Here is a 25,216-nt window from a genome sequence, read left to right on the forward strand (position 1 = left end):
GCGAATGAATAATCCCGCGGCGGCTCGTAAAGCAGCGGCCGCACTCCGGCCCGCCGCAGGGCGGCGAGGAACGGCTCGCCCCAGCAGTCCGCGCCGCCGGCCAGTCCCGGCAGCAAAAGCAGCGGGACGCTCGGCGTCATCTTACCCCTCGACGATTCTCAGGCAGGCGTCGCGGAAGCACTCACACAGCGTGGGATGCGCGTGGATTGAATAGGCCACGTCGCGCGCGGTCAGTCCCCTGGACACGGCCAGGGCCGCTTCGCCCAGCAGAGAGGCCGCTTCCGGCCCCATGATGTGCACGCCCAGCAGCACGCCGTCGGCCTTGCGCGCGACGACCTTGACGAAGCCGTCGCCCTCGCCCATGGCCAGTGCCATGCCGTTGGCGGCGAAATAGGCGCGCGAAGTCGCGTAGTCGATGCCGCGGGATTGGGCTTCCTCTTCGGTGAGGCCGACGGTGCCAACTTCCGGTTCGATGAACACGCAGGCGGGCAGGGCGTCGAGATTGACGGCGTACTCGCCGCCGGTCATGTTGCTGACGGCCGCCAGCGCCTGATATTCGGCCAGGTGCGCCAGCATCGCGCCGCCGGTGCAGTCGCCAATGGCCCAGACGCCGTCGATGGAGGTGCGCATCTGCGCGTCCACGGCGAGGCAGCCCTTTTCGATCTTCATGGCGCTGTTCTCCAGCCCGTATCCTTCGAGGATCGGCGTCATGCTGGAGCCGACGATGAGCCGGTCGCAGCGCTCTTCGAACGGTTCGTCCTTCGACGTGCCGCGCAGGATCAGGCCGTCGCCGTCGGCTGCGGCTTCGGTGAGGCGCACGTAATCTTTGACGACGGTCTTGCGGCGCTTGACGGCCAGCGCGACTTTTTTCTTGACGTCGCCGTCGAGGCGGCGCAGGATCTGGTCGGAGTGCTTGAGCAGGATCACTTTTTTCCCCAGCCCCTGCAGGATCATGCCCATTTCCAGCGCGATCACGCCCGCGCCGAGCACGGCCACGGTCCGCACGGAAGCGTTACGCTCGGGGTCCCAGAGCTGCGGGTCGGTGATGGCCCAGTCGCCGGTGAGCACCTGGGGCAGGTCGTTGCCGGCGAACTCGGGGCACACGGAGCGCGCGCCGACGGCGACCAGCAGGCGTTTGCCTTCGATCTGTTCCTCTGAACCGTCGTCATGAGTAACGGTCATTTTTTTGGTTCCTTCCCACTGGGCGACGACGCCGGTCCCGCGCAGGACTTTGACGCCGGCCATCTTCATCAATTGGGCGTTGCCCTTGCGCAGCGTGTCGATCACGCCCTCGAGGCGCGTCCACAGCCCTTCGCGCGGCCCCTTGCCGCCGATCACGTGGGAATACAGGGCCTTGGTGGGGATGCAGCCGCGGTTCAGGCAGGTGCCGCCGAGATGGGCTTTTTCCACCAGCGCGACCTGCATGCCGTGGCGGGCCGCCAGCTCCGCGGCGCGCGTGCCGCCGGGGCCGCCGCCGAGGACGATCAGATCATACATGTGTCTTCCTCCTGTCATATCGCAAAAAACGCGAAACGAAGCGCCGCGGGGAGCCGCCTCTGGCGAAAAATCCCCCGCGGCGCAATCGCTTCGCGTTTTATCGTTTGATCCCGGTATTATACTAATTCTTGATAGAAAGTATTAACATAGTTTTCTAGGCGCTGCGAGGGAGTTCAGTCGCTCAGGACTACCTCGACTGCTACGCAGTCTGCGCAGCTCGCTTTGTGAATCTCCCTCGTAGCGCCCTCGTGTTCGGCTTTTTGATCAAGAAATAGTATTAAAACTGCCAGCGCAGAATGGGATGACGTGCCGCTTCGGTTTCGTCGGGACGCGCGATCACGGTGCTGTGCGGCTTGGCGTGGAATTCTTCCGCGCCCTTGGCCTTGGCCTCTTCGACGATCTTTTGCAGAGCGTCGACAAAGCCGTCGAGCGTCTCCTTGGACTCGGTTTCCGTCGGCTCGATCATCAGCGCTTCGTGGACGATGAGCGGGAAGTACGTCGTGGGCGGATGGTAGCCGGCGTCGATCAGCGCCTTGGCCACGTCCATGGTGGACACGCCGGTCTCGTGCTTCAGTTCGCTGCCGTCGGCCACGAACTCGTGCTTGCAGAAACCGTTCACGGCCAGCGGATAGAACTTCTTGATCTTCGCGGCCAGATAGTTGGCGTTCAGCACGGCGATGTCGGAAACTTCCTTCAGCCCGGCCGCGCCGAGGTTGCGGATGTACGCGTAGGCGCGCACCAGCACGCCGAAGTTGCCGTAGAAGCCGCGCACGCTGCCGATGCTCTTGGGGTGCTCGGCCTTCGTCTCCAGCGTGTAAGCGCCGTCCTTGCGGACCACGATGGGCGTGGGCAGATAGGGCAGCAGCTTTTCGTTGACGCCGACCGCGCCCGCGCCGGGGCCGCCGCCGCCGTGCGGCGTGCTGAAGGTCTTGTGCAGGTTGAGGTGCAGCACGTCGAAGCCCATGTCGCCGGGACGCACCTGGCCGACGATGGCGTTGGCGTTGGCGCCGTCGTAGTAGCACAGGCCGCCGGCCTTGTGGATCATATCGGTCAGCTCGAGGATGTTCTTCTCGAAGATGCCCAGCGTGTTGGGATTGGTCAGCATCAGTCCGGCCACGGTGTCGTCCATCAGCTTGGCCAGCTCGTTCAGGTCGACCATGCCGTCCTTGTCGGAAGGCACAGCCACGGGCTCGAAGCCGGTGACGGTGGCCGAAGCCGGGTTGGTGCCGTGGGCGGAATCGGGGACGATGATCTTGGTGCGTTTGAGGTCGCCGCGGTCTTCGTGGTACTTCTTGATCAGCATCAGGCCGGTCTGTTCGCCGTGAGCGCCGGCGGCCGGCTGCAGCGTGACGGCCGCCATGCCGGTGATCTCCGCCAGCATCGCGGACAGGTCGTGGATCAGGCCGAGAGCGCCCTGCACGGTGCCTTCCGGCTGCAGCGGATGGATGCGGGCGAAGCCGGGCAGACGGGCGGCCGCTTCGTTGATCTTGGGATTGTACTTCATGGTGCAGGAACCAAGCGGATAAAATCCTTCGTCGACGGAGAAGTTCAGGTGGGACAGGCGCGTGAAGTGACGCACCACGTCCACTTCCGCCATCTCCGGCAGACGGGCCGCCTGGGCGCGGGCCATGCCGCCGAGGGCGTCCTGCGCCCCCACGGCGGGGACGTCGAGCTTGGGCAGCGAATAACCGACGCGGCCGGGACGGCTGGCTTCGAACAGGGATTCAACAGAGCGGAGCATTAGCGGTCACCTCCTGCGGCGATCGACACAAGGCGGTCGATTTCTTCCTTCGTGCGCTGTTCGGTCACAGCCAGCAGCCAGGCGTTGCCGAGCTCGGGATGACTCTTGGAGAGGTCGAGGCCGCCGAGGATGCCGGCTTCGAGCAGCCGGGCGTTGAGGCTGGCGACGGGTTCGTCGCAGATCAGCGCGACTTCGCGGAACGCGGGAACGCCGGCGAAAGCAGGGCGGAACTTGCCGGTTTTCACCAGAGCGTCCACGGCGTAGGCCGTCTTCGCGAGGATCTGCTCGTCCACTTCGCGCAGTCCCTGCGGCCCCATCAGGCTGAGATAGACCGAGGCGGCGACGATGCACAGGTTCTGGTTGGAGCAGATGTTCGACGTGGCTTTTTCGCGGCGGATGTGCTGCTCGCGGGCCTGCAGGGTGAGCACGTAGCAGTCGCGCCCCTGGATGTCCTTGGTCCGGCCGACGATGCGGCCGGGCATCTTGCGCATCAGTTTCTTCGTGGCGGCCATGAAGCCGAAAGCGGGGCCGCCGAAGCTGACGCTGTTGCCGACGCTCTGTCCGTCGCCGACGACGATGTCCGCGCCCAGTTCGCCGGGGGCCTTGATGCAGCCCAGCGCCAGCAGGTCGGTGGAGACGATCAGCAGGGCCTTGGCGGCGTGCAGCTCGTCGGCCAGGCCGGTCAGATCCTCGACCACGCCGAAGAAGCTGGGCGTTTGCAGCAGCAGCGCCGCTACGTCGCCCTTGGCCAGCTCGGCGCTCAGCGCCGCGCGATCGAGCCGCCCGTTCTTGCAGGGCAGGACGGTCAGTTCGTAGCCGCGGCTCCAGCAGTAGGTGCCAAGCACGCGGACCGTCTCGGGATTGACGCTGCAGGCGACGAGAAGGCGCTCGCGGCGCGTTTCCGCGGCCGCGATCACCATGGCTTCGGCGGCGGCGGTGGCGCCGTCGTACATCGAAGCGTTGGAGACTTCCATGCCGGTCAGCTCGCAGACCATGGTCTGATACTCGAAGATGGCCTGTAGCGTGCCCTGCGCCGCTTCCGGCTGATAGGGCGTGTAGCTGGTGGTGAACTCGCCGCGCGAAACGATCGTGTCGACGGCGGCAGGAATGAAATGGTCGTAGGAGCCGGCGCCCAGGAAGCAGGTCAGCTCGTCGAGGTTTCGGTTCTTTCCCGACAGCGCGCGCAGATGGCGCGCCAATTCGGGCTCGGAAAGCGCCTCGGGCAGGTCGAGCGCCTTGGCCAGGCGGACCTGAGCGGGAATGTCCGAGAACAGCTCGTCGATCGACGCGACGCCGATGGCGTCGAGCATCGCGCGGCGATCAGCCTCGGTGTTGGGGATATATTGGCTCATAAAGTTGAACACCTCCATTGATCGGCTCAAAAATCACGGTCTTTCAGGGGAAAAATTTCGTCCGGAAAGCAACGGTCACGCCTCCAGACGAAATTTTCAGCGTCGAAAACTAGGCCTCGGCCTCTTCCTTCTCCACCAGCGCCTGATAGGCGGCGGCGTCGAGCAGGTCGTCCAGCTCTTTCAGATCGGCGGGCTTCAGTTTGACCATCCAGCTGCCGTACGGATCGGCGTTGACCTTTTCGGGAGCGTCCTCAAGATCGCTGTTCACTTCAACCACCGTGCCGGACACGGGAGCGAACACGTCGTTGGCGCCCTTGACGGACTCGGCGATCACGGCGGCTTCGTGCGCCTTCACCTCGCGGTCGACGTCGGGCAGTTCGATGTAAACGAGGTCGCCCATGGCGTGCTGCGCGTGGTCGGTGATGCCCATCAGGCCGAAGCCGTCGGCGTCGATCTTGATCCACTCGTGGTCCTTGGTGTACTTCAGCTCAGGCAGAACTTTGGTCGTCATTGTCAGTATCCTCCTTGAAATTTTAGAGATTTCCGCAAAATTTTTTCAGCGCCGAAAACTACTTCTTGTAGCTCTTCTTGTAGAAGGGCTTCTTCACCACTTCGGCCTTCTTGGCCTTGCCGCGGATCATGATCCACAGGTTCTCGCCCACGGCCGGCGCGGGCACGTTCACAAGGCAGTTGGCGAGGTTGGCGTCCAGCGAGGGGCCGTAGCCGCCCGTGGTGACCACGCCGATGATGTTGCCGTCCTTGTCGGCCACTTCCATCTCGTGGCGCGGCACGCCCTTGTCGATCAGCTTCGCGGCCACGATCTTGCGCTTCAGGCCGTCGGCCTTCTGCTGCTTGAGCACCGGCTGGCCGATGAAGCCGCCGGCCTTGTCGAGCTTCACGAAGAAGCCGAATCCCGCCTCGAGCGGTCCGAGCGTGTCGGTGAATTCCTGCCCGCACAGCGGCAGCCCGGCCTCGAAGCGCAGGCTGTCGCGCGCGCCCAGGCCGATCGGCATCAGGCCGAGATCCTTGCCGGCCTCCATGACGATGTTCCACAGCTCGGCGCCCTTGCTCCAGTCCACGTAGATCTCGAAACCGTCTTCGCCGGTGTAGCCCGTGCGGCTGACGATGGCCTTGATGCCCTTAACGTCGACGGGATCCTTGAAGTGGAAGAACTCCAGCGTCGCGGGATCGAAATCGACGATCTTCCTGAGAATCGCTTCGGCGTTGGGACCCTGCAGAGCCACTTCCGCCGTCTGCATGGAGATGTTCTCGATCTTCACGCCGTCGGTCAGGTGGTCGTTGAACCAGGCCCAGTCCTTCTCCACGTTCGCCGCGTTGATGACGAGCAGGTAACGCTCTTTGTTGTAGCGGTAGACCAGCAGATCGTCGACGACGCCGCCCGTGGGGGTGCACATGATGTTGTACTGCACCTGGCCGTCGTGCATCTCCGCCACGTCGTTGGTGACGAGGCTGGAGATCCAGGCCTCGGCCTTGGGGCCGACCACCGTCACTTCGCCCATGTGGGAGACGTCGAAAAGACCGGCCTTGGCGCGCACGTTCAGGTGCTCGGTCTTGATGCCCGTCGCCTCGTACTGCACAGGCAGCTCCCAGCCGCCGAAATCGACCATACGGCCGCCCGCGGCAACGTGGCACTCGTACATCGGGGTTCTCTTCATCTTTTGACCTCCTGTTTTCTCAAAAGGCGCCGCCCGAGCGACGCCGCCACCGTCTGACATCCACAAGGATGCCGACTTTCACAAAAGCCGCGTCCGCAGGTGCGGACGTGAATACGCCGAAATCCGCGCCGCTACGCCTGCAACGCCGGACGTTCGCGGAACCACGCGGCCAGATCGCCCATTTCCGCCTGTTGCGGGAATTCGTGTTCCAGCGCTTCCGCCAGCGCGTCCCAGTCGAAAGCCTGTCCGTCCAGGCAGCGTTCCGCCGCCTGGATCAGTTCACCGTCCATGGCGTCGGAAAAGACGCGCAGATCCTTCACCGCGGCGTCCTCAATGTCGAAGCACAGCTGCACCCCGCCCCAGGCGAAGCGCCGGCGCAGCGTACCCTCGCACTGCGGCGAGCGCCCCAGCAGCCATTCGCGGCTGCCGTACCGGGCGAACAGCTCGCGGTACAGATCGTCGTCCGGCAGCGAGCCCTCGCGCGTTACGCAGCCGCCGCCGTATTCCGCCAGAAAAGCCTCTTCCAGCGGCGCGTACATCTTCTCCACCGTCAGCGACGGCGCCGCTTCCCTCAGGTTGACGACGCGCGACGCCACCGATTTGACGCCCTTGTTCTTGAGTTTTTCGGGATCGACGTTGAGATAGCGCGGCAACACCGACATGTCGGAATCGACCAGCAGCGTGCCGTGGTGCAGCCCGACGCGCCTCGTCAGCTGGTAGGCGTTGCCGGAAAACTTGCGCCCGTCCACAGTCAGGTCGTTGCGCCCGGTGAACTCCGCGTTCACGCCCAGCGCCCGCAGCGCCGCCAGGATCACGTTGAGCTGCCGCGTCATGTCGTAATGCCCGCGCGGCATGACGAAAGAAAAATTCAGGTTGCCCAGGTCATGATAGACCGCGCCGCCGCCCGTCGAACGGCGGGCCAGCGTCACGCCTTCCTTTTCCATCAGCTCGATGCGGCACTCGGCCCAGGCGTTTTGGTTCCGCCCGATCACCACGGTGTGGGCGTTCTGCCAGAGATAGAAGACCGCTTCGTCGTCCGCGCAGTTTTTCGTCAGATATTCTTCCCAGGCGAGATTTCTCCATGGATTGCACACCGGCGAACGAACCAGGCGGGCCCTGACAATATCCATGAAATTCTCCTCTCGTGTGCGTGATTTCTCAATCAATACATCACTCCGACGCAAGTTTCTTCAATCGCCACAAAATAATATTCTTGCTTGAGACAATATAATCATAAATTACCCGTTCGTTTTTTTCAAGCAAGAACTGCGCGAAGCATAGTAATCAAACTAGAAATAATCTGCGCTGACAAGTCCGAATATTCGCACTCACTCTTTTTTTTAAAGCGCTGAAAGCGAGAAATCGTGTTATTGTTCGATTTGTAAGTTAGACTAATATAACGCGCGCTATTGACGCAAAGAGAGATTTTCTCGCGGCGCCGCTCGAAGACAGTTTTCTTTGAACAACAATTTGCCCGCGTCGTTTCAAGAGAGCCGACGCGGGCAAATTATTTTGGGCATATATACATCAAACCGTTGCCATAACTTCGTTCTTTGTGAAATGTTTTACGTGGAACATTTTCATAAAATCAGGGAAAGGGCCAGCATGGCCGAGCCGTACGCGGCGATGCAAACGTAGGTGCGACGGTCGGCCGCCGTGTAACGCAGCGGGTAAAGCCGCGTCATCGCCCGCTCTTCGCAGTAGCCCCAGGCGTCCATCGCTTCGGCAAGATCCGCGGCGTTCGCGGCATGATGTTCCACGTGGAACATCGCAAACAAGTCGCCTGCCCCCCGGTCCCGCCGTTTTCTCTTCGAACGGCGCGCGTTCGCTCCCTGAAAATCCGCCCCAGCCCGGACAGTTTTTTGATTGACAATTACGCATAAAATAACTAAACTCATGACAATGCGATCGTCTTACAAACAATCCCGCAAAAAAAATGACAATTTCAGAGAGGCCGGAATGGAATCCAAAGTCACCTTATCGAAAAAAGTCGAAACTTATCTGAGGAACAAGATCCTCAACGGCGAACTGCAGCCCAACGACAAGATCGCGGAACTGGACGTGGCCGGGAAAATGGGCGTAAGCCGCGGCCCCGTGCGCGAAGCCCTGAAGACGCTGACGTTCGAAGGGCTTGTGGAGTATCAGACCAACAAGGGGTGCTCGGTCACGACCCTTTCGCCCAAAGACGCTTACGAAGTTTTCTTCATGAGGGGCAGCCTGGAAAAGATCGCCTTGGAACGGTGCGGCGGAAGGTGCAGCGACGAGGCCGTCCTGAAAATGGAAATCGCTCTTGGGCAGATGAAAAGGGCCTGCGAGGACGATTCGCTGACGGCGATCATCGCCGCCGACGAGATGTTCCACCGCCAGATCGTGGATATGGGGCGGATGTCGCGCCTGACGAAAATGTGGCAGATGCTCAGCCCTCTCAACGGCGCGATGTTTTTGACCGTCAAGAATTCGCGCAAGCTGGGGGCGGACGTTTTCGACGCGCCGTCGGCCAACAAGTACGCCGTCAGCCACAAGAACAATTACGAAGCCCACAAGGTCATCCTGGAGGTTCTCAAAAAAGGCGATCTGAAAGATTCCTGCCTCTGCCTCGACGCTCACTACATTATCATGGGAGAGAAAATATACCGCGTAAATCTGGAGGAAGAGGTCAGAAAGCTGTCTTCGTGCAGCTATTCAGCGCCTCTGCCATAGCCTTCATCTCCGCCGCGGAGAAACGCTGGTCGCAGGGCAGGCTCAGCACGTGTTCGTAAATGTAGCGGGTATCGTCCTGACCGTCCAGATCGATAAAAGGCCCCTGAGGCCAATAGACCGAAGTTTTGACGTCCAGCGCCTGCAGAGCGGCCTGGACTTTTTCCCTTTCGCCGACGAAAACCGTGAAATGACTTGGAACGCTTGCGGCGTCGAGAACGGGGAAAACGATCCTGAGGTTTTCGTTTTCCCTGACGTTTTCCAGAAGACTCCGGTAGTTCTCGCGGCGCTTCCTGCGGATCGCCGGGAAATCGGCGTGTTTCATCAGATAGACCGACTTCCCGTCGCTGCCGAAATCGTCGAAGATCCGCCGCAGCAGCATTTCCCCTTTCCAGAAGAGCTCCATGTCGTCCCGTTCTATGGCGTCGTATCTCAGCTTCAGATGTTCCCGGTGCGGCGGCATCGGTGCGCGGGCGAACCGCCCCCGCCTCTTGAGCGCGAAGCCGCCGCAGGCGACGCCCATCCACTTGCGCAAACTTCCGGCCGCGTAGTCGCAGTTCTCGTCAAGACCGTCCGCGGACAAAACCGAATGCGTCATGTCTTCCATGACGGTAAGGCCCCGCGCTTTGCACTTTCTCACAAAATCCCTGTCGAAGGTGGAAAATCCGTAATAGCCGCAAACGGAAACGAGGCTGACGCGATCCAGCGCGTCTTCGGAAAATACGGGACGCATGTTCCGGTCAAGCGGATAAAATTTCAGCGCGAAGCCCGCTTTTACAAAGGGAGCTACGACGGTCTCGCAGGTGTACAGGGGAAGGTACGCCACCCGCTTTTTATCGTACCGCGCGATGTCCAGCAGGCAATGATAGATCCCGCAGCGGCCGGACAAAAGATATTCAAGGTCCCCTCCGGGGCACAGGCTTTCGAGAAGTCCGTTCTCTTGTTCAACGGTCGTTTCCGTCGTTTCCAAAGGGAACAAGCCGTTCGTTCGCTTCATGTTCGACACTTCCTTCGTCAGCGAATTTTACGCGCGCCGCGGCGTGTTTTCGAACCGGCGCGATTCTTTTTACGCTTTGAGTTTTCTGAACTCCTCGGCCAAGTCCGCAATGTAATCGGCGCAGGCCGCCAGCATTTTCTTTCCCCATTCTTCCGTGGCCGTGCCGGGATGATCGGGGCCGATCCAGCCGCTGTCGGTGATCTTGCTGATCTGGCGGGGCACGTTGAAGCTCACTCCCTTGTAGCTGACGCTGTAAAATCCGGTCGCTTTGATCGCGTCGGAGATGTCGTTGAGTTTCAGCGCCGGGCCGATCTCGTTTCGGTCGACCAGGGCGGGGTCGATGCCCAAAATCGCGGCCGTCTCTTCGCCGCCGCCGTGACCGCCCTTCCAGGCGGGATCCATGTCCCACGCCATCAGCCACCAGTTCAGCACCGCCGTGAGGCAGCCTTTCTTGTCCATGTCCAGGGCGGCTCTTTCGATGGGCTTCATGTTGCCGCCGTGGCCGTTCAGGATCAGGAACTTTCCGGCGCCGTGGCGGCGCAGGCTCTCCATAACGCAGAGAAGGTACCTGTAAAGGACGTCGTTGTCGATGTCTACCGTCCCGGGGTACTCGTTCAGGGACTGCGTGGCACCGTAGGGAATGGTCGGCGCGATGAGCACGTCCGTCTTTTCTTCGATCATGGCAAGGAGTTTGTCGGGGATCAGCGTATCCGTCCCCAGCGGCATGTGCCGGCCGTGGCTTTCGATGCTGCCGATGCCGATAATGACCGTGCCGTCCTCTTTCAAATAGCGCTCGGCCCTGGGCCATGTGATGTTTTCCAGTCTCATGATGATTTCCTCTATTCTCGGTTATTGTCACGTCCGCACGCCGCGGAAGGCTCCCTTCTGCCAAAGGGGCGCCTTCCGTTTTTTTGTGGAGATCCGCCGGACCGTTTCGCCGACTTCTCAACAAAATCCTATTTTTCCGGAAGGGGAAGCTTTTTGAACTCCTCCATGAAATCGACGATGTAATCGGCGCAGGTTTGAAGCATCTCGCGCCCCCATTCCTCTGTCGCCGTCGCGGGATGGTCGGGGCCGATCCAGCCGCCGGTCGAGGTCACATGATCGACGGGCCTGAGGATCTCGATATTGACGCCTTTATACTTGACGGACCGGAAGCCCGTCGTCTCGAACCGATCGGAAAGATGAATGTATTCCAGCGGGCCGCCGATCTCGCTGCGATCTACAAGATCAGGATTCACGCCCATCACGCCGGCCGTCTCTTCGCCGCCGCCATGGCCGCCTTTCCAGGCGGGATTCATGTCCCATGCCATCAGCCACCAGTTGAGCAACGCCACGAGGCAGCCTCTCTTCTCGAAGTCGAAGCCGACGTTTTCGATGGGTTTGATGTTGCCGCCGTGTCCGTTCAGGATCACGAACCGTCTCGCTCCGTGACGGTAAAAATTGTCCATCACCGCCGCCAGCAAACCGCACAGCAGTTCGTCGCCAATGTCGATGGTGCCGGGATAGCAGGCCAGAGATTTCGTCGAGCCGTAGGGAATGGTCGGCGCGATCAGCACGCCGCTTTTTTCCTCGATCAGTTCCAGGATCCGATTGGGAATGATCGTGTCCGTGCCGAGGGGCAGATGCCGGCCGTGGCACTCGCAGCTTCCCACGGCGATGAGGACGGTGTCGTTCTCTTTGAAGTATTTTTCCGCCCGGGGCCAGGCGATATGTTCCAATCTCATGCAGACGCTTCCTTTCTCCAAAATTGCGTCCCGTCTCCCCGCTCTTCCGCCGGAGACGGGACGTATTCGTAATATGCAAAACCACGCGCGCAGCGTGCAACGGAACACCCCTCAGGCCCGTCAAAACACGCTGCGCCCGGTTATCGCCCGATCTTATCGAGCAACTCTTACGGCGCTGAGATCGTGATAACCGACCGGGTCGATCACGAAGCCTTCGATGCCTTTGTGCGCGCCGACGTTGATGGTGGAGTAGTAAAGCGGCGCGTTGTTGTTGATCTTTTTCAGCAGCAGCGCGAGGTCTTTGTAAATAGTCTTTCTCTGCTCAGGATCGGAAATGCTTCTGCCGCTTTCGACCAGCTTGTCCACCTCGGGATCGTGGACGAACGAGCGGTTGCCGGAAGCGCCCTGTTTGCTGGAATGTTCAAGCGAGTAATAGGTGTAATCGGCGTCGCGGGTAGAAGTCGTCCAGCCGAAGAAGCCCATGTCGTGTTCCCCGGCCGTGGTCTTCTGAATGAACGAACCGAACTCCATGACCTCGACGGAGCAGTCGATGCCGATATCCAAAAGCATGGCCTGGACTGCCTGGCAGATCTCGATTCTGGACTGATTGTCGTTGACCCAAAGATTGGTTTTGAAGCCTTTTTCATATCCCGCGTCCTTGAGGAGCGCCTTGGCCTTTTCCGGATTGTATTCATAGACGCCCGAAGGGTAATATCCGAAGACCGACGGCGCGATGATGGCGTCGGCGGCCTGTCCGTTGCCGGACATGATCGTGTCGACGATGAGCTGACGGTCGATGGCATAATTAATGGCTTCTCTCACCCGCGGGTCGTCAAAAGGCTTCTTGTTCATGTTCATCGAGATGTACCAGCAGGAAAGGCTGGGGGCCTCCAAAATGACAAGGTCTTTGTTGTCGCGTCCTCTCTTGACGTCGTTCACGCCGAGGTCGTAGGAGATGTCAAGATCGCCGGTCTCGAGCGCGATCAAGCGCTGAGACGTCTCGGGAACGACTTTCATGACAAGGTGAGGCGTCGCCGGCTTGCCGTCCATGTAATCATCGAAGGCGTCGAGCTTGACCGTGTCGCCTGGCTTCCACTCGACGAACTTGTACGGGCCGGAACCGATGGGACGCAGTTTGAAAGCTTCTTCGTCCTTCTCCACGACATCCTTGCAGACGATCGCGGCGAAAGGGACGGCAAGGTTCCGCAGGGCGGGAGCGTACGGAGCGCGCAGGACCACTTGCACCGTAAAGTCGTCCTTCACGTTCACTTCCTTGATGAAGTCGACGATGTAAGAGACGGAAGCGGAAGCGATGGCGCGGTCGAGCGAGAACTTGACGTCAGCGGCCGTCAGTTCGCTTCCGTTGTGGAACTTGATCCCTTTCCTGATGTGGAAGACGTAGGTCGTATCGTCAAGCTGTTCCCAGCTTTCCGCGATCTGCGGCTTCACTTCGCCGGTCGCCGGATCGACGGCCGTCAGCGTATCGAAAATCTGACAGGTGACCGTGACCGCAGGCGTTTCCTTGCCCTGGTGCGGGTCGAAGGACGTCACGTCGGCGCCTTGTCCCCAAACGATCGTATCCTTGTGCTCCGCTCCGTCCGCCGCTGCGCCGGCGCAGAACACCGAAGCCGTGGCCAATACCGCTCCAAGAGCGATAACCAAAAGTTTCCCGCTGAAGTTCTTCATTCTTTTCGTCCCCTTTCATTTTTAAGCCGGGCCTTATGGCTGACGGCTTTATTAAAAGCCGGTACGGCCTTTAACCTGAATGAAAATGTTACTCAACTTTAACGCAGCTAACGAAATGATTCGCTTCGACTTCCGCTAGCGTCAGATCTCCAGACGTACAGGCGGCTTCGGCATACGGACAGCGTTTGGCGAAGCGGCAGCCCTTCGGCGGATTGACAGGCGAAGAAATCTCTCCCGATAAGGCAATCCTTTGCATGGGCAGATTGGGATCGGCGACGGGGATCGCCGAAAGCAGCGCTTTCGTATAAGGATGCAGCGGATTTTTGAAAAGCAGATCGGAAGGCGCTTTCTCCACCATCTGCCCCAGATACATGACGATAATGTCGTCGGAAAAAAACTTGACCACGGAAAGATCGTGGGTGATGAACAGGTACGTCAGCCCCAGACGGTCCTGCAAATCCTGCATGAGATTCAAAATCTGAGCCTGGATGGAAACGTCCAGCGCGGACACCGGCTCGTCGCAGACGATGAACTTGGGACTCAGCGCCAGCGCCCGGGCGATGCCGATCCGCTGCCGCCGGCCGCCGTCCAGCTCGTGAGGATAGGTGTTAACCAGTCGGGGAGCCAGGCCGACGAGATCCATAAACTCGGCGACTTTTTTGCGAAGGCCCTTTTTGTCCCTGCGGCTGTAGACATTCTGCACAACCAGCGGTGCGGCGATCGCCTCCGCGACGGTCATGCGGGGATTCAGGGACGCGAAGGGATCCTGAAAGATGATCTGCATGTCTTTTCTGAGAGCTTTCAGCCGCTTTTTGTCGTAGGAAAGGATGTCCTGCCCCTCGAACCACACCTTGCCCGACGTCGGCTCGTGAAGCCTCAGAATCGCCCTCCCCATCGTCGACTTGCCGCAGCCGGATTCGCCGACCACGCCCAGCGTCCTGCCCCGGTCGAGAGAGAACGTGATGTCGTCCACCGCGTGGAGCGTTCCCGCAGGTGTGTCAAAATATTTTTTGAGATGTTCGACCCGCAAAATCTCATTCGTCTCCGCCAAGCCCCGTCCCTCCCTTCCCGTAATATTCGAAGCAGCGGACTTTATGCCCCGGCCCGCACTCGACCAGCTTGGGAAGTTCGCTACGGCACCTTTCAGCGGCGCGGGGACACCTTTCGTAAAACTTGCAGCCGCCGGGAAGCCTCGTGGGATCCGGCATCATGCCGTCGATCGCGCGGAGCCGCCTTTCCGTCGAAGAGAGCGAAGGGACCGAACCAAAAAGCCCGTTCGTATACGGATGAAGCTTCTCACGGTACACGTCCTTTATATTTCCCACTTCAACGATCTCGCCAGCGTAGACGATGGCAACCTCGTCGCAGTTCTGAGCCACCACGCCCAGATCGTGGGTAATGAGCAGCATCGAAGTGTTGTCCCGCCTTTTGAGTTGATTGATCATGTCGAGAATCTGTGCCTGAATCGTGACGTCAAGCGCCGTTGTCGGCTCGTCGGCGATCAGCAGCTTCGGCCGGCACGCCAGCGCGATGGCGATAACCACGCGCTGCTTCATGCCGCCGGAGAACTGGTGCGGATAGTCGCTGTACCGCCCTTTGGCGATGCCGACCATCTCCAGCATCTCTTCGGCCTTTTTCTTCGCCTCTTCGCGCGCCATCTCGCGATGGTGCGTTTCGATCACTTCGAGAATTTGGTCGCCGACCGTCAAAACAGGATTGAGCGATGTCATCGGATCCTGAAAGATCATCGAAATGTCTCTGCCTCGAACCTTCATCATTTCCTCTTCGGAAAGAGCAAGAAGATCCCTTCCTTCGAACAGAATCTCGCCGTCGATGATTTTTCCGGGCGGATCGGGAATCAGACGCAGAATTCCCCGCGCCAGCGTGCTTTTCCCCGCTCCCGTTTCGCCGACCAGCCCCAGCGTTTTCCCCTCTTCGATCGTGATGGAAGCTCCGTTCAACGCTCGCACGACGCCTTCGTCCGTTGAATAATGAATGTGCAAATTTTTCACTTCCAGCAAACTGCCCGGCATGTCTTCCCCGCCTTTCCTCAAAAGCTTCTTCTAGTTTTTCAGTCTGGGGTCAAGCGCGTCGCGCAGCCCGTCGCCCATAAGGTTGAGGGCGAGGATCGTCAGCATGATGCCCATTCCGGGAATGATCGTAATGTGCCACGCGTCCCTGATGTACGTCCTCGCGTTGGAAAGCATCGCCCCCCATTCCGGCGTGGGCGGCTGGATCCCCAGACCGAGGAAGGAAAGCCCGGCGATGGACAGAATCGCCCCGGCGATTCCCAACGTCACCTGAACGATCGTCGGCGCCAGAGAATTGGGCACGATGTACTGAAAGATGATCGTGAAGTCGTTGCAGCCGATGCTTCGCGCCGCCTCGATGAACTCCTGTTCCTTCACCATCAGCACGGAAGCCCGCACCGTTCTCGCGAAAACGGGCACGTAAGCCACGCCGATGGCGATCAGAACGTTCGTGAGACTGGTCCCCAGCGCGGCCACGATGGCGATGGCCAGCAGCATCGAAGGAATCGCCAGCAGAATGTCCATAAACCGCATCAGCGCGTTGTCCAGCCTCTTGCCGTAGTATCCGGCCACAGCCCCAAGCGCCCCGCCGATCAGGCTGGAAAAGAGAATCGCCAGCGTTCCCATAAAAAGAGAATAGCGGGTTCCCCACAGCATTCTCAACAACATATCCCGGCCAAACTCATCGAGGCCGAACGGGTGCGTCAGACTGGGTTTCTGCAAACGATACCGTAGCGATTGCCTGATTACGTAATGGTTGTAAAACTCTTTGTGCGTCGCCAGATCCACCACGGCCGTTACGACAGACGTCAGCACCAGAAAGAGAATGAAATACAGCCCCGCCATCGCCATACGGTTCTTTTTGAAACGCCGCCACGCTTCCTGCCACAGAGAGCGTTCTTTGTTCGTTTCCTCCTCATGGAGCCGTGCTTTTTCTTCGCTTTTTCCCATAAAAATCGCCTACTTTCCCTTGTACTGGGATTTAATTCTCGGATCGACAAAGGCGTAGATAATATCCACGACCAAATTGACGATGGAAAAAGTCGTCGCCATGAAGATGATCGAACCGAGCACAAGCGGAATATCCTTTGACTTGATCGCGTCGACCATCAGACGTCCCAGCCCCGGCCACGAAAAGATCGTCTCCGTCAGCATCGCGCCGCCTAAAAGACTGCCAAACTGCAGGCCTGTCGCGGTAATAATGGGAATCAGGGCATTTCGCAGCATGTGACGGTACGTTACCGTCTTTTCGCTCAGCCCTTTCGCCCGCGCCGTGCTGATGTAGTCCTGCCGTATGACTTCGAGCATCGAAGAACGCGTCATGCGCGTCACGGTCGCGGCGCACCCCGTCCCTAACGTCAGCGCGGGGAGGACGATGCTTCGCAACAGGGGGACCAGCCCTTCACCCATTCCCTGCGAGGGAAGCCAGCCCAGCGTCAGCGAAAAAACGATAACGGCCAGCAGCCCGAACCAGAAGTTCGGCATGGCGACGCCGATCAACGCGAAAACCATGGACACGTTGTCTATGAGCGAATACTGTTTTTTCGCCGAGATGATGCCGACCGGTATGCCGATCAGCAGCGCCACCAGAATCCCCGCCACCGCCAGGACGCAGGTGTTGGGGAACCGTCCGATCACCTGATCCCAGACGCTGATGCTGTTCTTGTAGGAAAGGCCCAGGTCGCCGTGGAGCATATCCCACATGTAGCGCCCATAGCGCTTGAGAAGCGGATCGTTCAGGTGCAGCTCCTCCCGCTTCATCGCGAGCGCTTCCTCCGTGGCCTGCTCGCCGAGGATAATGGCCGCCGGGTCTCCGGGAGAAAGGTTCAGAATGAAGAAAACGATAAAGGTCACGCCGACGATGACCGGTATCAGCGTTAAAAGACGCCTGACGATGTATTTTGACATTTTCACCATTCTCCAATTCGCAATCTCTAATTTTTACTACCGACTATCATTATAATATTAATTTTAATAGTGTCAACTTATTAGCTATATATTTTACAATAATATTTGGCTGTAAAATTCATATAAAACCATTCAGATAATATTGTATTCAAATCTGAAAAAACTCCATCAAACATTACAAATACTCATTTTCCATCCAAAGAGACTGGCGGGAGGCGCCTATAAAATCACCGACCTCAAGACTCCGCGCCCGAAGTCGCAAACTTAAAAAACAACCGGCAGCGCCGATCGTTTACTGCGCTTCTTTTTTTCGCAGCGAATCCCCAGACGTCCGCTCGATAAAGTTCATAAAAACTCGCAACGGTTTCCGAAAAAGAGACCGTTGCGAGTTTTCGTATTTTCACGAGGAACAGGATACTATTTGCCGCCCAGATACGCCGCGGCGATCTCGGGGTCGGCGAGCAGGTCGCGCGAAACGCCCTGCTTGACGATGCGCCCGGTCTGGAGCACGAAAGTGTGCTGCGAGAGCAGCAGCGCCTGTTTGGCGTTCTGCTCGACGAGCAGGATGGTGAGCCCTTTTTCGTTGATGCGGCGCAGCTCGCGGAAGATGTCCCTGATGATCACGGGAGCCAGCCCCAGCGACGGTTCGTCGAGCAGCAGCAGTTTCGGCCGGGACATCAGCGCCCGCGCCACGGCGAGCATCTGCTGCTCGCCGCCGGAGAGCGTGCCGGCGTACTGGCCGATGCGTTCCTCGAGGCGCGGGAACAGCGAGAACACCCAGTCCATGTCTTCCTTGACCGCTTTTTCGGAATCGCCGTCGCCGCGGGGGAACGCGCCGATCTGCAAATTTTCCAGCACGGTCAGCGGCGCGAAGATGCGCCGCCCTTCCGGCGAAAGCGAAATCCCCGATTTCACCACTTGGAACGACCGGCGCGGCAGCGGCTTGCCTTCGAACTCAATCTCGCCGGAATGGTACGGCACCTGTCCCATGACGGCGCTCATCAGCGTGGACTTGCCCGCGCCGTTGGCGCCGATGACGGAAACGATCTCGCCGGCGGGAATGGACAGCGACACCTTGTCGAGCGCGCGGATCGCGCCGTAGCTGACGCAGAGCTCTTTCACTTCGAGCAGTCCGGCCATTCAGATCGCCTCCTCGTCGTCGCCCAGATAGGCCTTGAGCACTTCGGGATTTTTGCGGATGTCGTCGGGTCCGCCTTCGGCGATCTTGGCGCCGAAATTCACGCAGACGATGTGCGGGCAGATCTGCATGATCAGGTCCATATGGTGCTCGATGACCAAGATGGTCAGCTCCAGGTCGCGGTGGATGCCCGTGATCAGTTTGTTCAGGTCGGCCACCTCCTCGGGGTTCATGCCCGCGGCCGGCTCGTCGAGCAGCAGCAGGATCGGCTCCAGCGCCAGAGCGCGGGCGATCTCGAGGCGGCGCTGCATGCCGTAGGGCAGCGTGCCGGCCGTCTGCGAAGCGCGGCCGGCCAGGCCGACGCGCTCGAGGAACTCCATGCTGCGGCGGCGCGCGATCTCCTCACGGCTGCGCCAGCGTCCCAGATGGGTGATGGACTCGGCAAAGCCGTAAGTGTGATGCACCTGGGCGGCCGTCATGACGTTGTCGAGCACGGTGGACTTGCCGAACAGGCGCAGGTTCTGGAAGGTGCGCGCGATGCCGCGGCGGATCACCTGATAGGACTTGAGACGGATCGTGCTGAGCCCGTCGAAGATGATGTCGCCGGAATCGATCGGATAGACGTTGGTGATCAGGTTGAAGACCGTCGTCTTGCCCGCGCCGTTGGGGCCGATCAGCCCCGCCAGCTCGCCCTGCTCGATCTTGAAGCTGACGTCCTTGACGGCGTGCACGCCGCCGAACGACTTGTTGATGTTGAGGATCTCGAGGATGGGCGCGTTCATCGCGATTCCTCCTTCTTCGTCCCGCGCGCGCGGCAGAACTCCCAGATCTCGCGGCTGCCCAGCAGCCCGTCGGGGCGCAGCACCATGACCATCACCAGCACGGCGCCGTAGATCAGCATGCGGTACTGCGAAATGGGGCGGAACAGTTCGGTGATCAGCGTGATGATGCAGGTCGCCAGCAGCGTGCCGCTCATTGAGCCGAGCCCGCCGAAGACCACCAGCGAGGTCAGCTCGGTGGATTTCATCATGTCGAACATGGCCGGCTGGATGAAGCTGAGATAGCCGCCCAGCAGCGCCCCGGCGATGCCGCAATAGAACGCCGAGATCAGCAGCGAAACGAGGCGGATGCTCGGCGTGTTGAAGCCCAGCAGCGAGGCCGCCGTGACGCCGTCGCGGCAGGCGCGGAAGTAGCGCCCCCAGCGGCTGTAGATCAGATTGAACATGAACAGCGCCAGCGCCGCGAAGAACCACACCGCCACGGCGCGCGTCGTGTAGGGATCGATGCCCGGGATGCCGCGCGCGCCGCGCGTCACCGACTGCCAGTTCTCGATCACGAGACGGATGGCCTCGCACAGCCCCAGCGAAGCGATGGCGTAATAGTCGCCCGTCAGCTTCATCGTCGGCACGCCGACGACCCAGGCCAGAGCCGCGGCCAGCACGCCGCCGGCGAGCACGGACGGAAGCCAGGGCACGTCGTAATTCATGATCAGGATCGCCGCCGTGTACGCGCCCATGGCCATATAGGCCGCGTGACCGAGCGTGAAGATACCGGTGAAGCCCGTCAGCAGCGACACGCCCATGGCCGCGATCATGTTGATGCACAGCAGCATGAGAATGCCTTCCATGTAATAATCCATCGGCGCGTAAGCCAGGACCGCGCCCAAAGCCGCGAGGAACAGAGCGCCGAGAAGCGATTTTTTCATGACGGTCCCTCCCCTACACCTTGTCGCGGATATCGCGGCCGAACAGGCCGGACGGCTTGATGATCAGCGTCGCGATCAGCAGCGCGAAGACCACGAAGTCGCGCATCTGGCTGCTGATGAAGCCGGCCGTCAGCATCTCCGCCAGCCCCAGCAGGATGCCGCCGATCACCGCCCCCGGCAGGCTGCCGAGGCCGCCGATGACCGCCGCCACGAAGGCCTTGGTGGTGATCATGTTGCCCAGCTGCGGATAAAGCGTGTAGCGCGTCGCCAGGAAAATGCCGCCTACCGCCGCCAGCGCGCCGGCGACGAAGAAGACGATGGCGATCAGCAAGTTGACGTTGACGCCCATCAGCCCCGCCGTGCGCAGGTCGCACGCTGCGGCGCGGATCGCCAGCCCCCAGCGCGTGCGCATCAGGAACATCTGCAGCAGCAGCAGGAAGACGACCGTCACGCCCAGCGAAACCAGGTCGAAGGCGCTGATCGTCAGCAGCGGCGTCAGCCCCTCGGCCGCTCCGGGGAAGAAGCGCAGCGCCGCTTCGCCCGCCTCGCCGACGGCGCGCGCCGCGAGGACGATCGGCTGGGCGGGGAACACCTCCGGCAGGGCGCGGTAACGGCCGCCGATGGTGACGACGAAAATGTTCTCGATGACGATGGAAACGCCCATCGAGGCGATCAATAAATACAGCGTGGCCGACGTGCGCTCGCGGATCGGGCGGTAGGCCATGCGCTCGGTGACGATGGCGACGACTCCCGCGGCGAGGATCGCGCCCGCGCCGGCGGCCCAGACGTTCATGCCCATCGCGTTGAGCATGCCGTAGGCCACGTAGCCGCCCACGACGAGAAAACCGCCGTGAGCGAAATTGGAAAACAGCAGGATCGAGTACACCAGCGAGTACCCGACCGCGATCAGCGCGTAAACGGAGCCCAGCGAGAGCCCGTTGACGACTTGTTGCAAAAAGGTTGCCACAACGACTCCTCCCTTTCATGACGAAAGGGCGGCGGCACGTGTGCCGCCGCCCCTCGCAGTGAACCCGTCGGATTTGAAAAAACGCTTTTTACATCTCGGGCTTGATCGTGGCAAAGTAGCTCGTCTTGCCGCCCTCGGCCTTGAGCATGATGCCTTCCTTGCCCTTGGGATTGTGGAACTCGTCCATGGTCAGCGTGCAGTGCATCAGCTTCAGGTCCTTGGTCTGCTCGAGAGCGTCGCGGACCTTTTCGGGATCGAGGCTGCCGGCGCGCTCGATGGCGTCCTTGAGCCAGTACAGGCAGTCGTAAGCCATCATCGCGTTCATGAATTCCTTGCACTCGGTGCCGGTCTTCTGCTCGAACTTGTCGAAGAACCCCTTCAGCTTCGGGTCGCCCTTGTCCACGTGGCTGACCCAGTAGGTGTTTTCCATGGCGTCGCCGGCGATCTCCCACCAGAAGTCGCCGTAGCCGTCGCCGCCGATGATCGGGCAGGTGAAGCCCATCTCGCGCGCCTGCTTGATCGCCAGCGGCGTGCACTTGCCCATGGTCGGGAACACGAGGATGTCGGGCTTGGCTTCCTTGAACTTGGTCAGCTGGGCGCGGAAATCGACGTCTTCGCCGCGGTGCCCTTCGTCGGCCACGACCTGGCCGCCCATCTTCCCGTACTCGTTGACGAAGAATTCGCGCAGCCCCTGCGAGTAGTCGCTGGATACGTCGTACAGCACGGCCGCTTTCATGAGGTTCAGATTCTTGACCGCGAACGTGGCCAGGATGGCGCCCTGATACGGGTCGAGGAAGCAGATGCGGAAATTGTAGGGGCGCACCTTGCCGCGCTCGTCCATGGTCACCATCGGGTTCGTCGGCAGCGTGCCGAGGTGAGGCACGTGCCCGCGGTTGAACACGGCGGCGGCGGAAATGCACAGCCCGGAGCCGCTCGGGCCGATGACGGCGACGACCTTGTCCTGATTGACGAGGCGGCGCGCCGCGTTGACCATGTCTTCGTTGCGCGTGCGGCAGTCGTACTGAATGACGCGCATCGGCAGCATCGCGTCGCCGACTTTGACGCCGCCGGCGGCGTTGATCTCTTCAAGGGCGATCTTCACCGACTCGACTTCGGCGAAGCCGTACGCGGCGAAATCGCCCGTCGAGGTCGAAATCTCGCCGACCAGCACTTCCTCCGCGGCGAACGCCGGGAACGCGAACATCGCAACCGCCACAACAATCGATAGGAACTTTTTCACGCTGGCACCTCCATTTTTAAATATAAAGTTTGTTACGTGAAAATCTTAACATAATTTACCTTTCGAAGCAAGTTATTTTTATGCAACTAATATTATAGAAACAGGCTGCGTTTACCGCTCTTTTACTTCCGAATAAACCATTTGCGTTTTGCCGGAAGCGCAACTCAAGGCATGATGTTTCGGCAATATGCGCGGCGACGGAAGCCCCCGAAATGGCGAACGGCCGTCCGCCTCCGCCGCGGACATTTGACAAAGCGCCGCCGATAATTTATCGTCGAAAACGCAAAAGCCCCTGATTTTTTCTCATCGCAAAGGAGACGCCATGGACACGAAAAAATGCGCCGTGCTGCTGCGCGCCGTCGAAAGCGGTTCGCTGACCACCGCCGCCGAAGAACTTGACTACACGCCGTCGGGCGTGAGCCGCATCATCGCTTCGCTGGAAAAAGAGGCCGGCTTCCCGCTGCTGCACCGCAACCATGCCGGCGTCAGCCTGACGCGCGAAGGCAAGCTGCTGCTGCCCGTTCTGCGCGAGCTGGTGCGCGCCGCCGGACAGTTCGCCGAAACGTCCGCCCAAATTCGCGGCGTCGAATGCGGCAGCGTCACCGTCGGGGCGGCGTACGGCGTTTATTATCCGCTGCTGGCCCGCCTTGTCGCCGAGTTCGGGCGGCTCCACCCCGGCATCGCCGTCTCCATCGCCGAGGGGTTGAGCAGCGATCTGGCCGCCATGGTCGAAGAAGGGCGCGCCGACTTCTGCGTCATCAGCCGGCGCGAGGGCGGCTTCCAGTGGACGCCGCTTGGCAACGACAAGCTGGTCGTCTGGGTGCCCGCCGGGCACTGGGCCGTCGCCCGCGGCGCCTTTCCCGCCGAGGCGTTCGCCAGCGAACCGTATATCGAAATGTATCCCGGGCGCGAGAGCGACAACTCGCGCTATTTCGCCGCCCACGGCATCACGGCCGCGGCGCGCTGTTCCACCTCCGAAGTCAGCGCCGCCTTCGCCATGGTCGAAGCCGGCCTCGGCGTGGCGCTGATGAACGGCATTTTGCAGCGGCCGGCCAGTCCGCGCGTGGTCAGCGTGCCGATCGATCCGCCCGAAAACGTCAAGATCGGCCTGGCCTGGCCGAAGGAAGAGTTTCTCTCGCCGGCGGCGCGCACGTTCGTCGGTTTTGCCCGCGGCGAATTCCTCAAAAACAAACGCCTGCCGTAACAAGCCGCCCGGCGCAAAAAAATCCGGCCCTGAAAAACAGGGGCCGGATTTTTTGTCGGCGACCGAAGCGCTTCTTTCTCTAATGACTGCACGAGCCGTTTCCGCAGGAATGCTCTTCGCCGTGACCGTGATGATGGCAGTTCGCCTCGGCGTTGGCGGCGAGCTGCCCGGCGGCGAACTTCGCGGCGGCTTCGTCCGCGCTGCCCTGATTGCCGGCGTAGATGGAGATCCCCGCCTCCTGCAGCGCCGCGACCGCGCCGCCGCCAAGGCCGCCGCAGATCAGCGCCGCGACGCCCTTTTCCTTCAGAAAGGCAGCCAGCGCGCCGTGCCCGTGACCTTCGGTGCCGATCACTTCAGAGGCGCCCACTTTGCCGTTCTCGACCGTATAGATCTTCACCGTTTCGGTGTGCCCGAAATGCTGAAAGATCGCGCCGTTCTCGTACGTTACCGCTAATTTCATGTCTTTTCCCTCCAATATGTTTTACGCGGCTGAAAAAAATGAATGGCTCCGCCCTCCGCGGAAGTCCGGTCCGCCCGGGGGGCCCGACCGCTGCGCGGCGTGCCTGTCTTGTCCCCGCTTGACCGCCGGCGCCGCAAAAGGTAATATCTTTCCATCTTCTCCGACACAGGAGGACCGCTGATGAACTATTCTCGACGTATCGCCCGGGCGCTGTTCGGGCTGCTGCTTTTCGGCACGGGCTCGTGCTGCAACATCCAAGCCAACGTGGGGCTCGCCCCTTGGGAAGCCTTCAGCATGGGCGTGGGAGCCCGGCTGGGGTTGAGTTTTGGGACCGTGCTGGCCGGCTCGGGTCTGGTCATCCTCGCCGTCGATCTGCTGCTGCGCGAAAAAATCGGCCTCGGCACGCTGCTCGACATCGCCTGCATCGGCCCCATTGCCGATCTGCTGCGCGCCGCCGGCGCCATTCCCGTGATGACCGGCTTCCCCTCGGGCATCGCCACGCTTTTGGCGGGACAGCTTTTGATCGCCGTGGGCAGCTATTTCTACATCGGCGCGGGATTGAGCTGCGGCCCTCGCGACGCGCTGATGGTCGCCCTGTGCAAGCGCTTCCCGCACACTCCCGTAGGCGTGATCCGGTTTTTCATCGAAGGCGGCGCGCTGCTCACCGGCTGGCTCTGCGGCGCCAAGATCGGCGTCGGTACCGTCGTCGCCGTCTTCGGCATCAGCTTCATCCTGCAGGCCGTATTTTCGCTGCTGCGTTTCGACGTCGGCACGGTCGAACACGAAGATCTGCTCACCACCGCCAGGAACCTTTGGAGCAGGAGAACGCTTTCCTGACGCTCCTCAAAACGAGATGCTCTCCCGAACGTCCCCGCGTTTTTTCCGCGGGCTGCGTTCAAGAGAGCATCTCGTTTTCAAGGCAACGCTTTTCAGCTTAGAAGCCGTTTCGAAGGTCGATATGCTTAATACAGTCCGGGATAAAGCGGCTTGGCCGCGCAGAGCTCGGTGATCTCGGCGCGGACTTTCCCGATCTCCGCTTCGTCGTCGATGTGGGTGACGACGCGGTCGATCCAGCCGGCGATCTTGTCCATCTCCCCGTGCCCGAAGCCGCGCGTGGTCGCCGCCGCCGTGCCGATGCGCACGCCGCTGGTGACCATCGGGCTGAGAGTCTCAAACGGGATGGTGTTGCGA

General features: G+C 60.6%; 24 protein-coding genes and 1 pseudogene. 3 read left to right on the forward strand and 22 right to left on the reverse strand.

Annotated features, from left to right (window positions below; all coding sequences use genetic code 11):
• Window positions 1-141: 141 nt before the first annotated feature.
• The 7 genes from HMPREF7215_RS04205 to HMPREF7215_RS04235 form a co-directional block, all read right to left on the reverse strand.
• Entirely contained in the window at window positions 142-1,497 is a 1,356-nt protein-coding gene (locus HMPREF7215_RS04205) for a dihydrolipoyl dehydrogenase family protein (protein ID WP_009164422.1), read from the reverse strand.
• A gap of 277 nt (window positions 1,498-1,774) precedes the next feature.
• Complete coding sequence (gene gcvPB, locus HMPREF7215_RS04210; RefSeq protein ID WP_009164423.1) at window positions 1,775-3,238, reverse strand: aminomethyl-transferring glycine dehydrogenase subunit GcvPB; 1,464 nt, start codon at window positions 3,236-3,238, stop codon at window positions 1,775-1,777.
• Window positions 3,238-4,590 (reverse strand): aminomethyl-transferring glycine dehydrogenase subunit GcvPA, encoded by a 1,353-nt coding sequence (gcvPA, locus tag HMPREF7215_RS04215; protein WP_040550433.1) that lies wholly within the window; start codon window positions 4,588-4,590, stop codon window positions 3,238-3,240. Before gcvPA ends, gcvPB begins: the two co-directional genes overlap by 1 nt.
• 109 nt (window positions 4,591-4,699) lie before the next feature.
• Window positions 4,700-5,101 (reverse strand): glycine cleavage system protein GcvH, encoded by a 402-nt coding sequence (gene gcvH, locus HMPREF7215_RS04220; protein ID WP_009164425.1) that lies wholly within the window; start codon window positions 5,099-5,101, stop codon window positions 4,700-4,702.
• A 58-nt stretch (window positions 5,102-5,159) separates the two neighbouring features.
• Window positions 5,160-6,266, reverse strand: a complete 1,107-nt coding sequence (gene gcvT, locus HMPREF7215_RS04225) for a glycine cleavage system aminomethyltransferase GcvT (protein ID WP_009164426.1) — start codon at window positions 6,264-6,266, stop codon at window positions 5,160-5,162.
• Between the two features lie 131 nt (window positions 6,267-6,397).
• Complete coding sequence (locus HMPREF7215_RS04230) at window positions 6,398-7,396, reverse strand: lipoate--protein ligase (RefSeq protein WP_009164427.1); 999 nt, start codon at window positions 7,394-7,396, stop codon at window positions 6,398-6,400.
• A 450-nt stretch (window positions 7,397-7,846) separates the two neighbouring features.
• Window positions 7,847-8,044 (reverse strand): hypothetical protein, encoded by a 198-nt coding sequence (locus tag HMPREF7215_RS04235; RefSeq protein ID WP_156797430.1) that lies wholly within the window; start codon window positions 8,042-8,044, stop codon window positions 7,847-7,849.
• A gap of 181 nt (window positions 8,045-8,225) precedes the next feature.
• On the opposite strand from HMPREF7215_RS04235, the gene HMPREF7215_RS04240 reads away from it, so the two are divergent.
• The gene (locus HMPREF7215_RS04240) at window positions 8,226-8,966 is read left to right on the forward strand and encodes a GntR family transcriptional regulator (protein WP_009164429.1); all 741 of its coding nucleotides are present in this window, start codon (window positions 8,226-8,228) and stop codon (window positions 8,964-8,966) included.
• Here the strand turns inward: HMPREF7215_RS04240 and HMPREF7215_RS04245 are convergent.
• The 13 genes from HMPREF7215_RS04245 to HMPREF7215_RS04305 all read right to left on the reverse strand — a co-directional run bounded on the left by HMPREF7215_RS04245 (window position 8,923) and on the right by HMPREF7215_RS04305 (window position 22,361).
• Entirely contained in the window at window positions 8,923-9,960 is a 1,038-nt protein-coding gene (locus HMPREF7215_RS04245) for an aminotransferase class V-fold PLP-dependent enzyme (protein ID WP_009164430.1), read from the reverse strand. The genes HMPREF7215_RS04240 and HMPREF7215_RS04245 overlap by 44 nt on opposite strands.
• A 69-nt stretch (window positions 9,961-10,029) precedes the next feature.
• Window positions 10,030-10,788: a creatininase family protein gene (locus tag HMPREF7215_RS04250; protein ID WP_009164432.1), complete on the reverse strand. Its 759-nt coding sequence runs from the start codon at window positions 10,786-10,788 to the stop codon at window positions 10,030-10,032.
• Window positions 10,789-10,916: 128 nt separating this feature from the next.
• Window positions 10,917-11,687 carry a creatininase family protein gene (locus HMPREF7215_RS04255; protein ID WP_009164434.1) on the reverse strand — a complete coding sequence of 257 codons (771 nt, stop codon included), beginning with the start codon at window positions 11,685-11,687 and terminating at the stop codon, window positions 10,917-10,919.
• 153 nt (window positions 11,688-11,840) lie between these two features.
• Window positions 11,841-13,373, reverse strand: a complete 1,533-nt coding sequence (locus HMPREF7215_RS04260) for an ABC transporter substrate-binding protein (protein ID WP_009164435.1) — start codon at window positions 13,371-13,373, stop codon at window positions 11,841-11,843.
• An 88-nt stretch (window positions 13,374-13,461) separates the two neighbouring features.
• Window positions 13,462-14,424 carry an ABC transporter ATP-binding protein gene (locus HMPREF7215_RS04265; protein WP_009164436.1) on the reverse strand — a complete coding sequence of 321 codons (963 nt, stop codon included), beginning with the start codon at window positions 14,422-14,424 and terminating at the stop codon, window positions 13,462-13,464.
• Window positions 14,408-15,406 carry an ABC transporter ATP-binding protein gene (locus HMPREF7215_RS04270; protein ID WP_009164437.1) on the reverse strand — a complete coding sequence of 333 codons (999 nt, stop codon included), beginning with the start codon at window positions 15,404-15,406 and terminating at the stop codon, window positions 14,408-14,410. Before HMPREF7215_RS04270 ends, HMPREF7215_RS04265 begins: the two co-directional genes overlap by 17 nt.
• A 30-nt stretch (window positions 15,407-15,436) precedes the next feature.
• The gene (locus HMPREF7215_RS04275) at window positions 15,437-16,354 is read right to left on the reverse strand and encodes an ABC transporter permease (RefSeq protein ID WP_009164438.1); all 918 of its coding nucleotides are present in this window, start codon (window positions 16,352-16,354) and stop codon (window positions 15,437-15,439) included.
• Between the two features lie 9 nt (window positions 16,355-16,363).
• Window positions 16,364-17,311: an ABC transporter permease gene (locus HMPREF7215_RS04280; RefSeq protein WP_040550436.1), complete on the reverse strand. Its 948-nt coding sequence runs from the start codon at window positions 17,309-17,311 to the stop codon at window positions 16,364-16,366.
• Between the two features lie 417 nt (window positions 17,312-17,728).
• Window positions 17,729-18,451: an ABC transporter ATP-binding protein gene (locus HMPREF7215_RS04285; protein ID WP_009164440.1), complete on the reverse strand. Its 723-nt coding sequence runs from the start codon at window positions 18,449-18,451 to the stop codon at window positions 17,729-17,731.
• On the reverse strand, window positions 18,452-19,231 hold the full coding sequence (locus HMPREF7215_RS04290; protein ID WP_009164441.1) for an ABC transporter ATP-binding protein: 780 nt from the start codon (window positions 19,229-19,231) through the stop codon (window positions 18,452-18,454).
• Complete coding sequence (locus HMPREF7215_RS04295) at window positions 19,228-20,088, reverse strand: branched-chain amino acid ABC transporter permease (RefSeq protein WP_040550443.1); 861 nt, start codon at window positions 20,086-20,088, stop codon at window positions 19,228-19,230. Before HMPREF7215_RS04295 ends, HMPREF7215_RS04290 begins: the two co-directional genes overlap by 4 nt.
• A gap of 79 nt (window positions 20,089-20,167) precedes the next feature.
• Window positions 20,168-21,121 carry a branched-chain amino acid ABC transporter permease gene (locus tag HMPREF7215_RS04300; RefSeq protein ID WP_009164443.1) on the reverse strand — a complete coding sequence of 318 codons (954 nt, stop codon included), beginning with the start codon at window positions 21,119-21,121 and terminating at the stop codon, window positions 20,168-20,170.
• Between the two features lie 88 nt (window positions 21,122-21,209).
• Window positions 21,210-22,361 (reverse strand): ABC transporter substrate-binding protein, encoded by a 1,152-nt coding sequence (locus tag HMPREF7215_RS04305; RefSeq protein ID WP_009164444.1) that lies wholly within the window; start codon window positions 22,359-22,361, stop codon window positions 21,210-21,212.
• A gap of 322 nt (window positions 22,362-22,683) precedes the next feature.
• On the opposite strand from HMPREF7215_RS04305, the gene HMPREF7215_RS04310 reads away from it, so the two are divergent.
• Window positions 22,684-23,565, forward strand: a complete 882-nt coding sequence (locus HMPREF7215_RS04310) for a LysR family transcriptional regulator (RefSeq protein ID WP_009164446.1) — start codon at window positions 22,684-22,686, stop codon at window positions 23,563-23,565.
• Between the two features lie 79 nt (window positions 23,566-23,644).
• On the opposite strand, the gene HMPREF7215_RS04315 is transcribed toward HMPREF7215_RS04310, so the two are convergent.
• Window positions 23,645-24,025 carry a NifB/NifX family molybdenum-iron cluster-binding protein gene (locus tag HMPREF7215_RS04315; RefSeq protein WP_009164447.1) on the reverse strand — a complete coding sequence of 127 codons (381 nt, stop codon included), beginning with the start codon at window positions 24,023-24,025 and terminating at the stop codon, window positions 23,645-23,647.
• A 180-nt stretch (window positions 24,026-24,205) separates the two neighbouring features.
• Between HMPREF7215_RS04315 and HMPREF7215_RS04320 the strand changes: the two genes are divergently transcribed.
• Window positions 24,206-24,862, forward strand: a complete 657-nt coding sequence (locus HMPREF7215_RS04320; protein ID WP_009164448.1) for a YczE/YyaS/YitT family protein — start codon at window positions 24,206-24,208, stop codon at window positions 24,860-24,862.
• 125 nt (window positions 24,863-24,987) lie between these two features.
• Here HMPREF7215_RS04320 and HMPREF7215_RS04325 read toward each other — a convergent pair.
• A pseudogene (locus tag HMPREF7215_RS04325) lies at window positions 24,988-25,216 on the reverse strand (serine hydroxymethyltransferase); the annotation flags it as partial.

The organism is Pyramidobacter piscolens W5455 (assembly GCF_000177335.1).
Lineage (GTDB): Bacteria > Synergistota > Synergistia > Synergistales > Dethiosulfovibrionaceae > Pyramidobacter > Pyramidobacter piscolens.

Coding starts and splice junctions, on each gene's coding strand:
- HMPREF7215_RS04205 (WP_009164422.1), bottom strand. CDS start 1,497: ATGTATGATCTGATCGTCCTCGGCGGCGGCCCCGGCGGCACGCGCGCC.
- gcvPB (WP_009164423.1), bottom strand. CDS start 3,238: ATGCTCCGCTCTGTTGAATCCCTGTTCGAAGCCAGCCGTCCCGGCCGC.
- gcvPA (WP_040550433.1), bottom strand. CDS start 4,590: ATGAGCCAATATATCCCCAACACCGAGGCTGATCGCCGCGCGATGCTC.
- gcvH (WP_009164425.1), bottom strand. CDS start 5,101: ATGACGACCAAAGTTCTGCCTGAGCTGAAGTACACCAAGGACCACGAG.
- gcvT (WP_009164426.1), bottom strand. CDS start 6,266: ATGAAGAGAACCCCGATGTACGAGTGCCACGTTGCCGCGGGCGGCCGT.
- HMPREF7215_RS04230 (WP_009164427.1), bottom strand. CDS start 7,396: ATGGATATTGTCAGGGCCCGCCTGGTTCGTTCGCCGGTGTGCAATCCA.
- HMPREF7215_RS04240 (WP_009164429.1), top strand. CDS start 8,226: ATGGAATCCAAAGTCACCTTATCGAAAAAAGTCGAAACTTATCTGAGG.
- HMPREF7215_RS04245 (WP_009164430.1), bottom strand. CDS start 9,960: ATGAAGCGAACGAACGGCTTGTTCCCTTTGGAAACGACGGAAACGACC.
- HMPREF7215_RS04250 (WP_009164432.1), bottom strand. CDS start 10,788: ATGAGACTGGAAAACATCACATGGCCCAGGGCCGAGCGCTATTTGAAA.
- HMPREF7215_RS04255 (WP_009164434.1), bottom strand. CDS start 11,687: ATGAGATTGGAACATATCGCCTGGCCCCGGGCGGAAAAATACTTCAAA.
- HMPREF7215_RS04260 (WP_009164435.1), bottom strand. CDS start 13,373: ATGAAGAACTTCAGCGGGAAACTTTTGGTTATCGCTCTTGGAGCGGTA.
- HMPREF7215_RS04270 (WP_009164437.1), bottom strand. CDS start 15,406: ATGCCGGGCAGTTTGCTGGAAGTGAAAAATTTGCACATTCATTATTCA.
- HMPREF7215_RS04275 (WP_009164438.1), bottom strand. CDS start 16,354: ATGGGAAAAAGCGAAGAAAAAGCACGGCTCCATGAGGAGGAAACGAAC.
- HMPREF7215_RS04280 (WP_040550436.1), bottom strand. CDS start 17,311: ATGTCAAAATACATCGTCAGGCGTCTTTTAACGCTGATACCGGTCATC.
- HMPREF7215_RS04285 (WP_009164440.1), bottom strand. CDS start 18,451: ATGGCCGGACTGCTCGAAGTGAAAGAGCTCTGCGTCAGCTACGGCGCG.
- HMPREF7215_RS04290 (WP_009164441.1), bottom strand. CDS start 19,231: ATGAACGCGCCCATCCTCGAGATCCTCAACATCAACAAGTCGTTCGGC.
- HMPREF7215_RS04295 (WP_040550443.1), bottom strand. CDS start 20,088: ATGGATTATTACATGGAAGGCATTCTCATGCTGCTGTGCATCAACATG.
- HMPREF7215_RS04310 (WP_009164446.1), top strand. CDS start 22,684: ATGGACACGAAAAAATGCGCCGTGCTGCTGCGCGCCGTCGAAAGCGGT.
- HMPREF7215_RS04315 (WP_009164447.1), bottom strand. CDS start 24,025: ATGAAATTAGCGGTAACGTACGAGAACGGCGCGATCTTTCAGCATTTC.
- HMPREF7215_RS04320 (WP_009164448.1), top strand. CDS start 24,206: ATGAACTATTCTCGACGTATCGCCCGGGCGCTGTTCGGGCTGCTGCTT.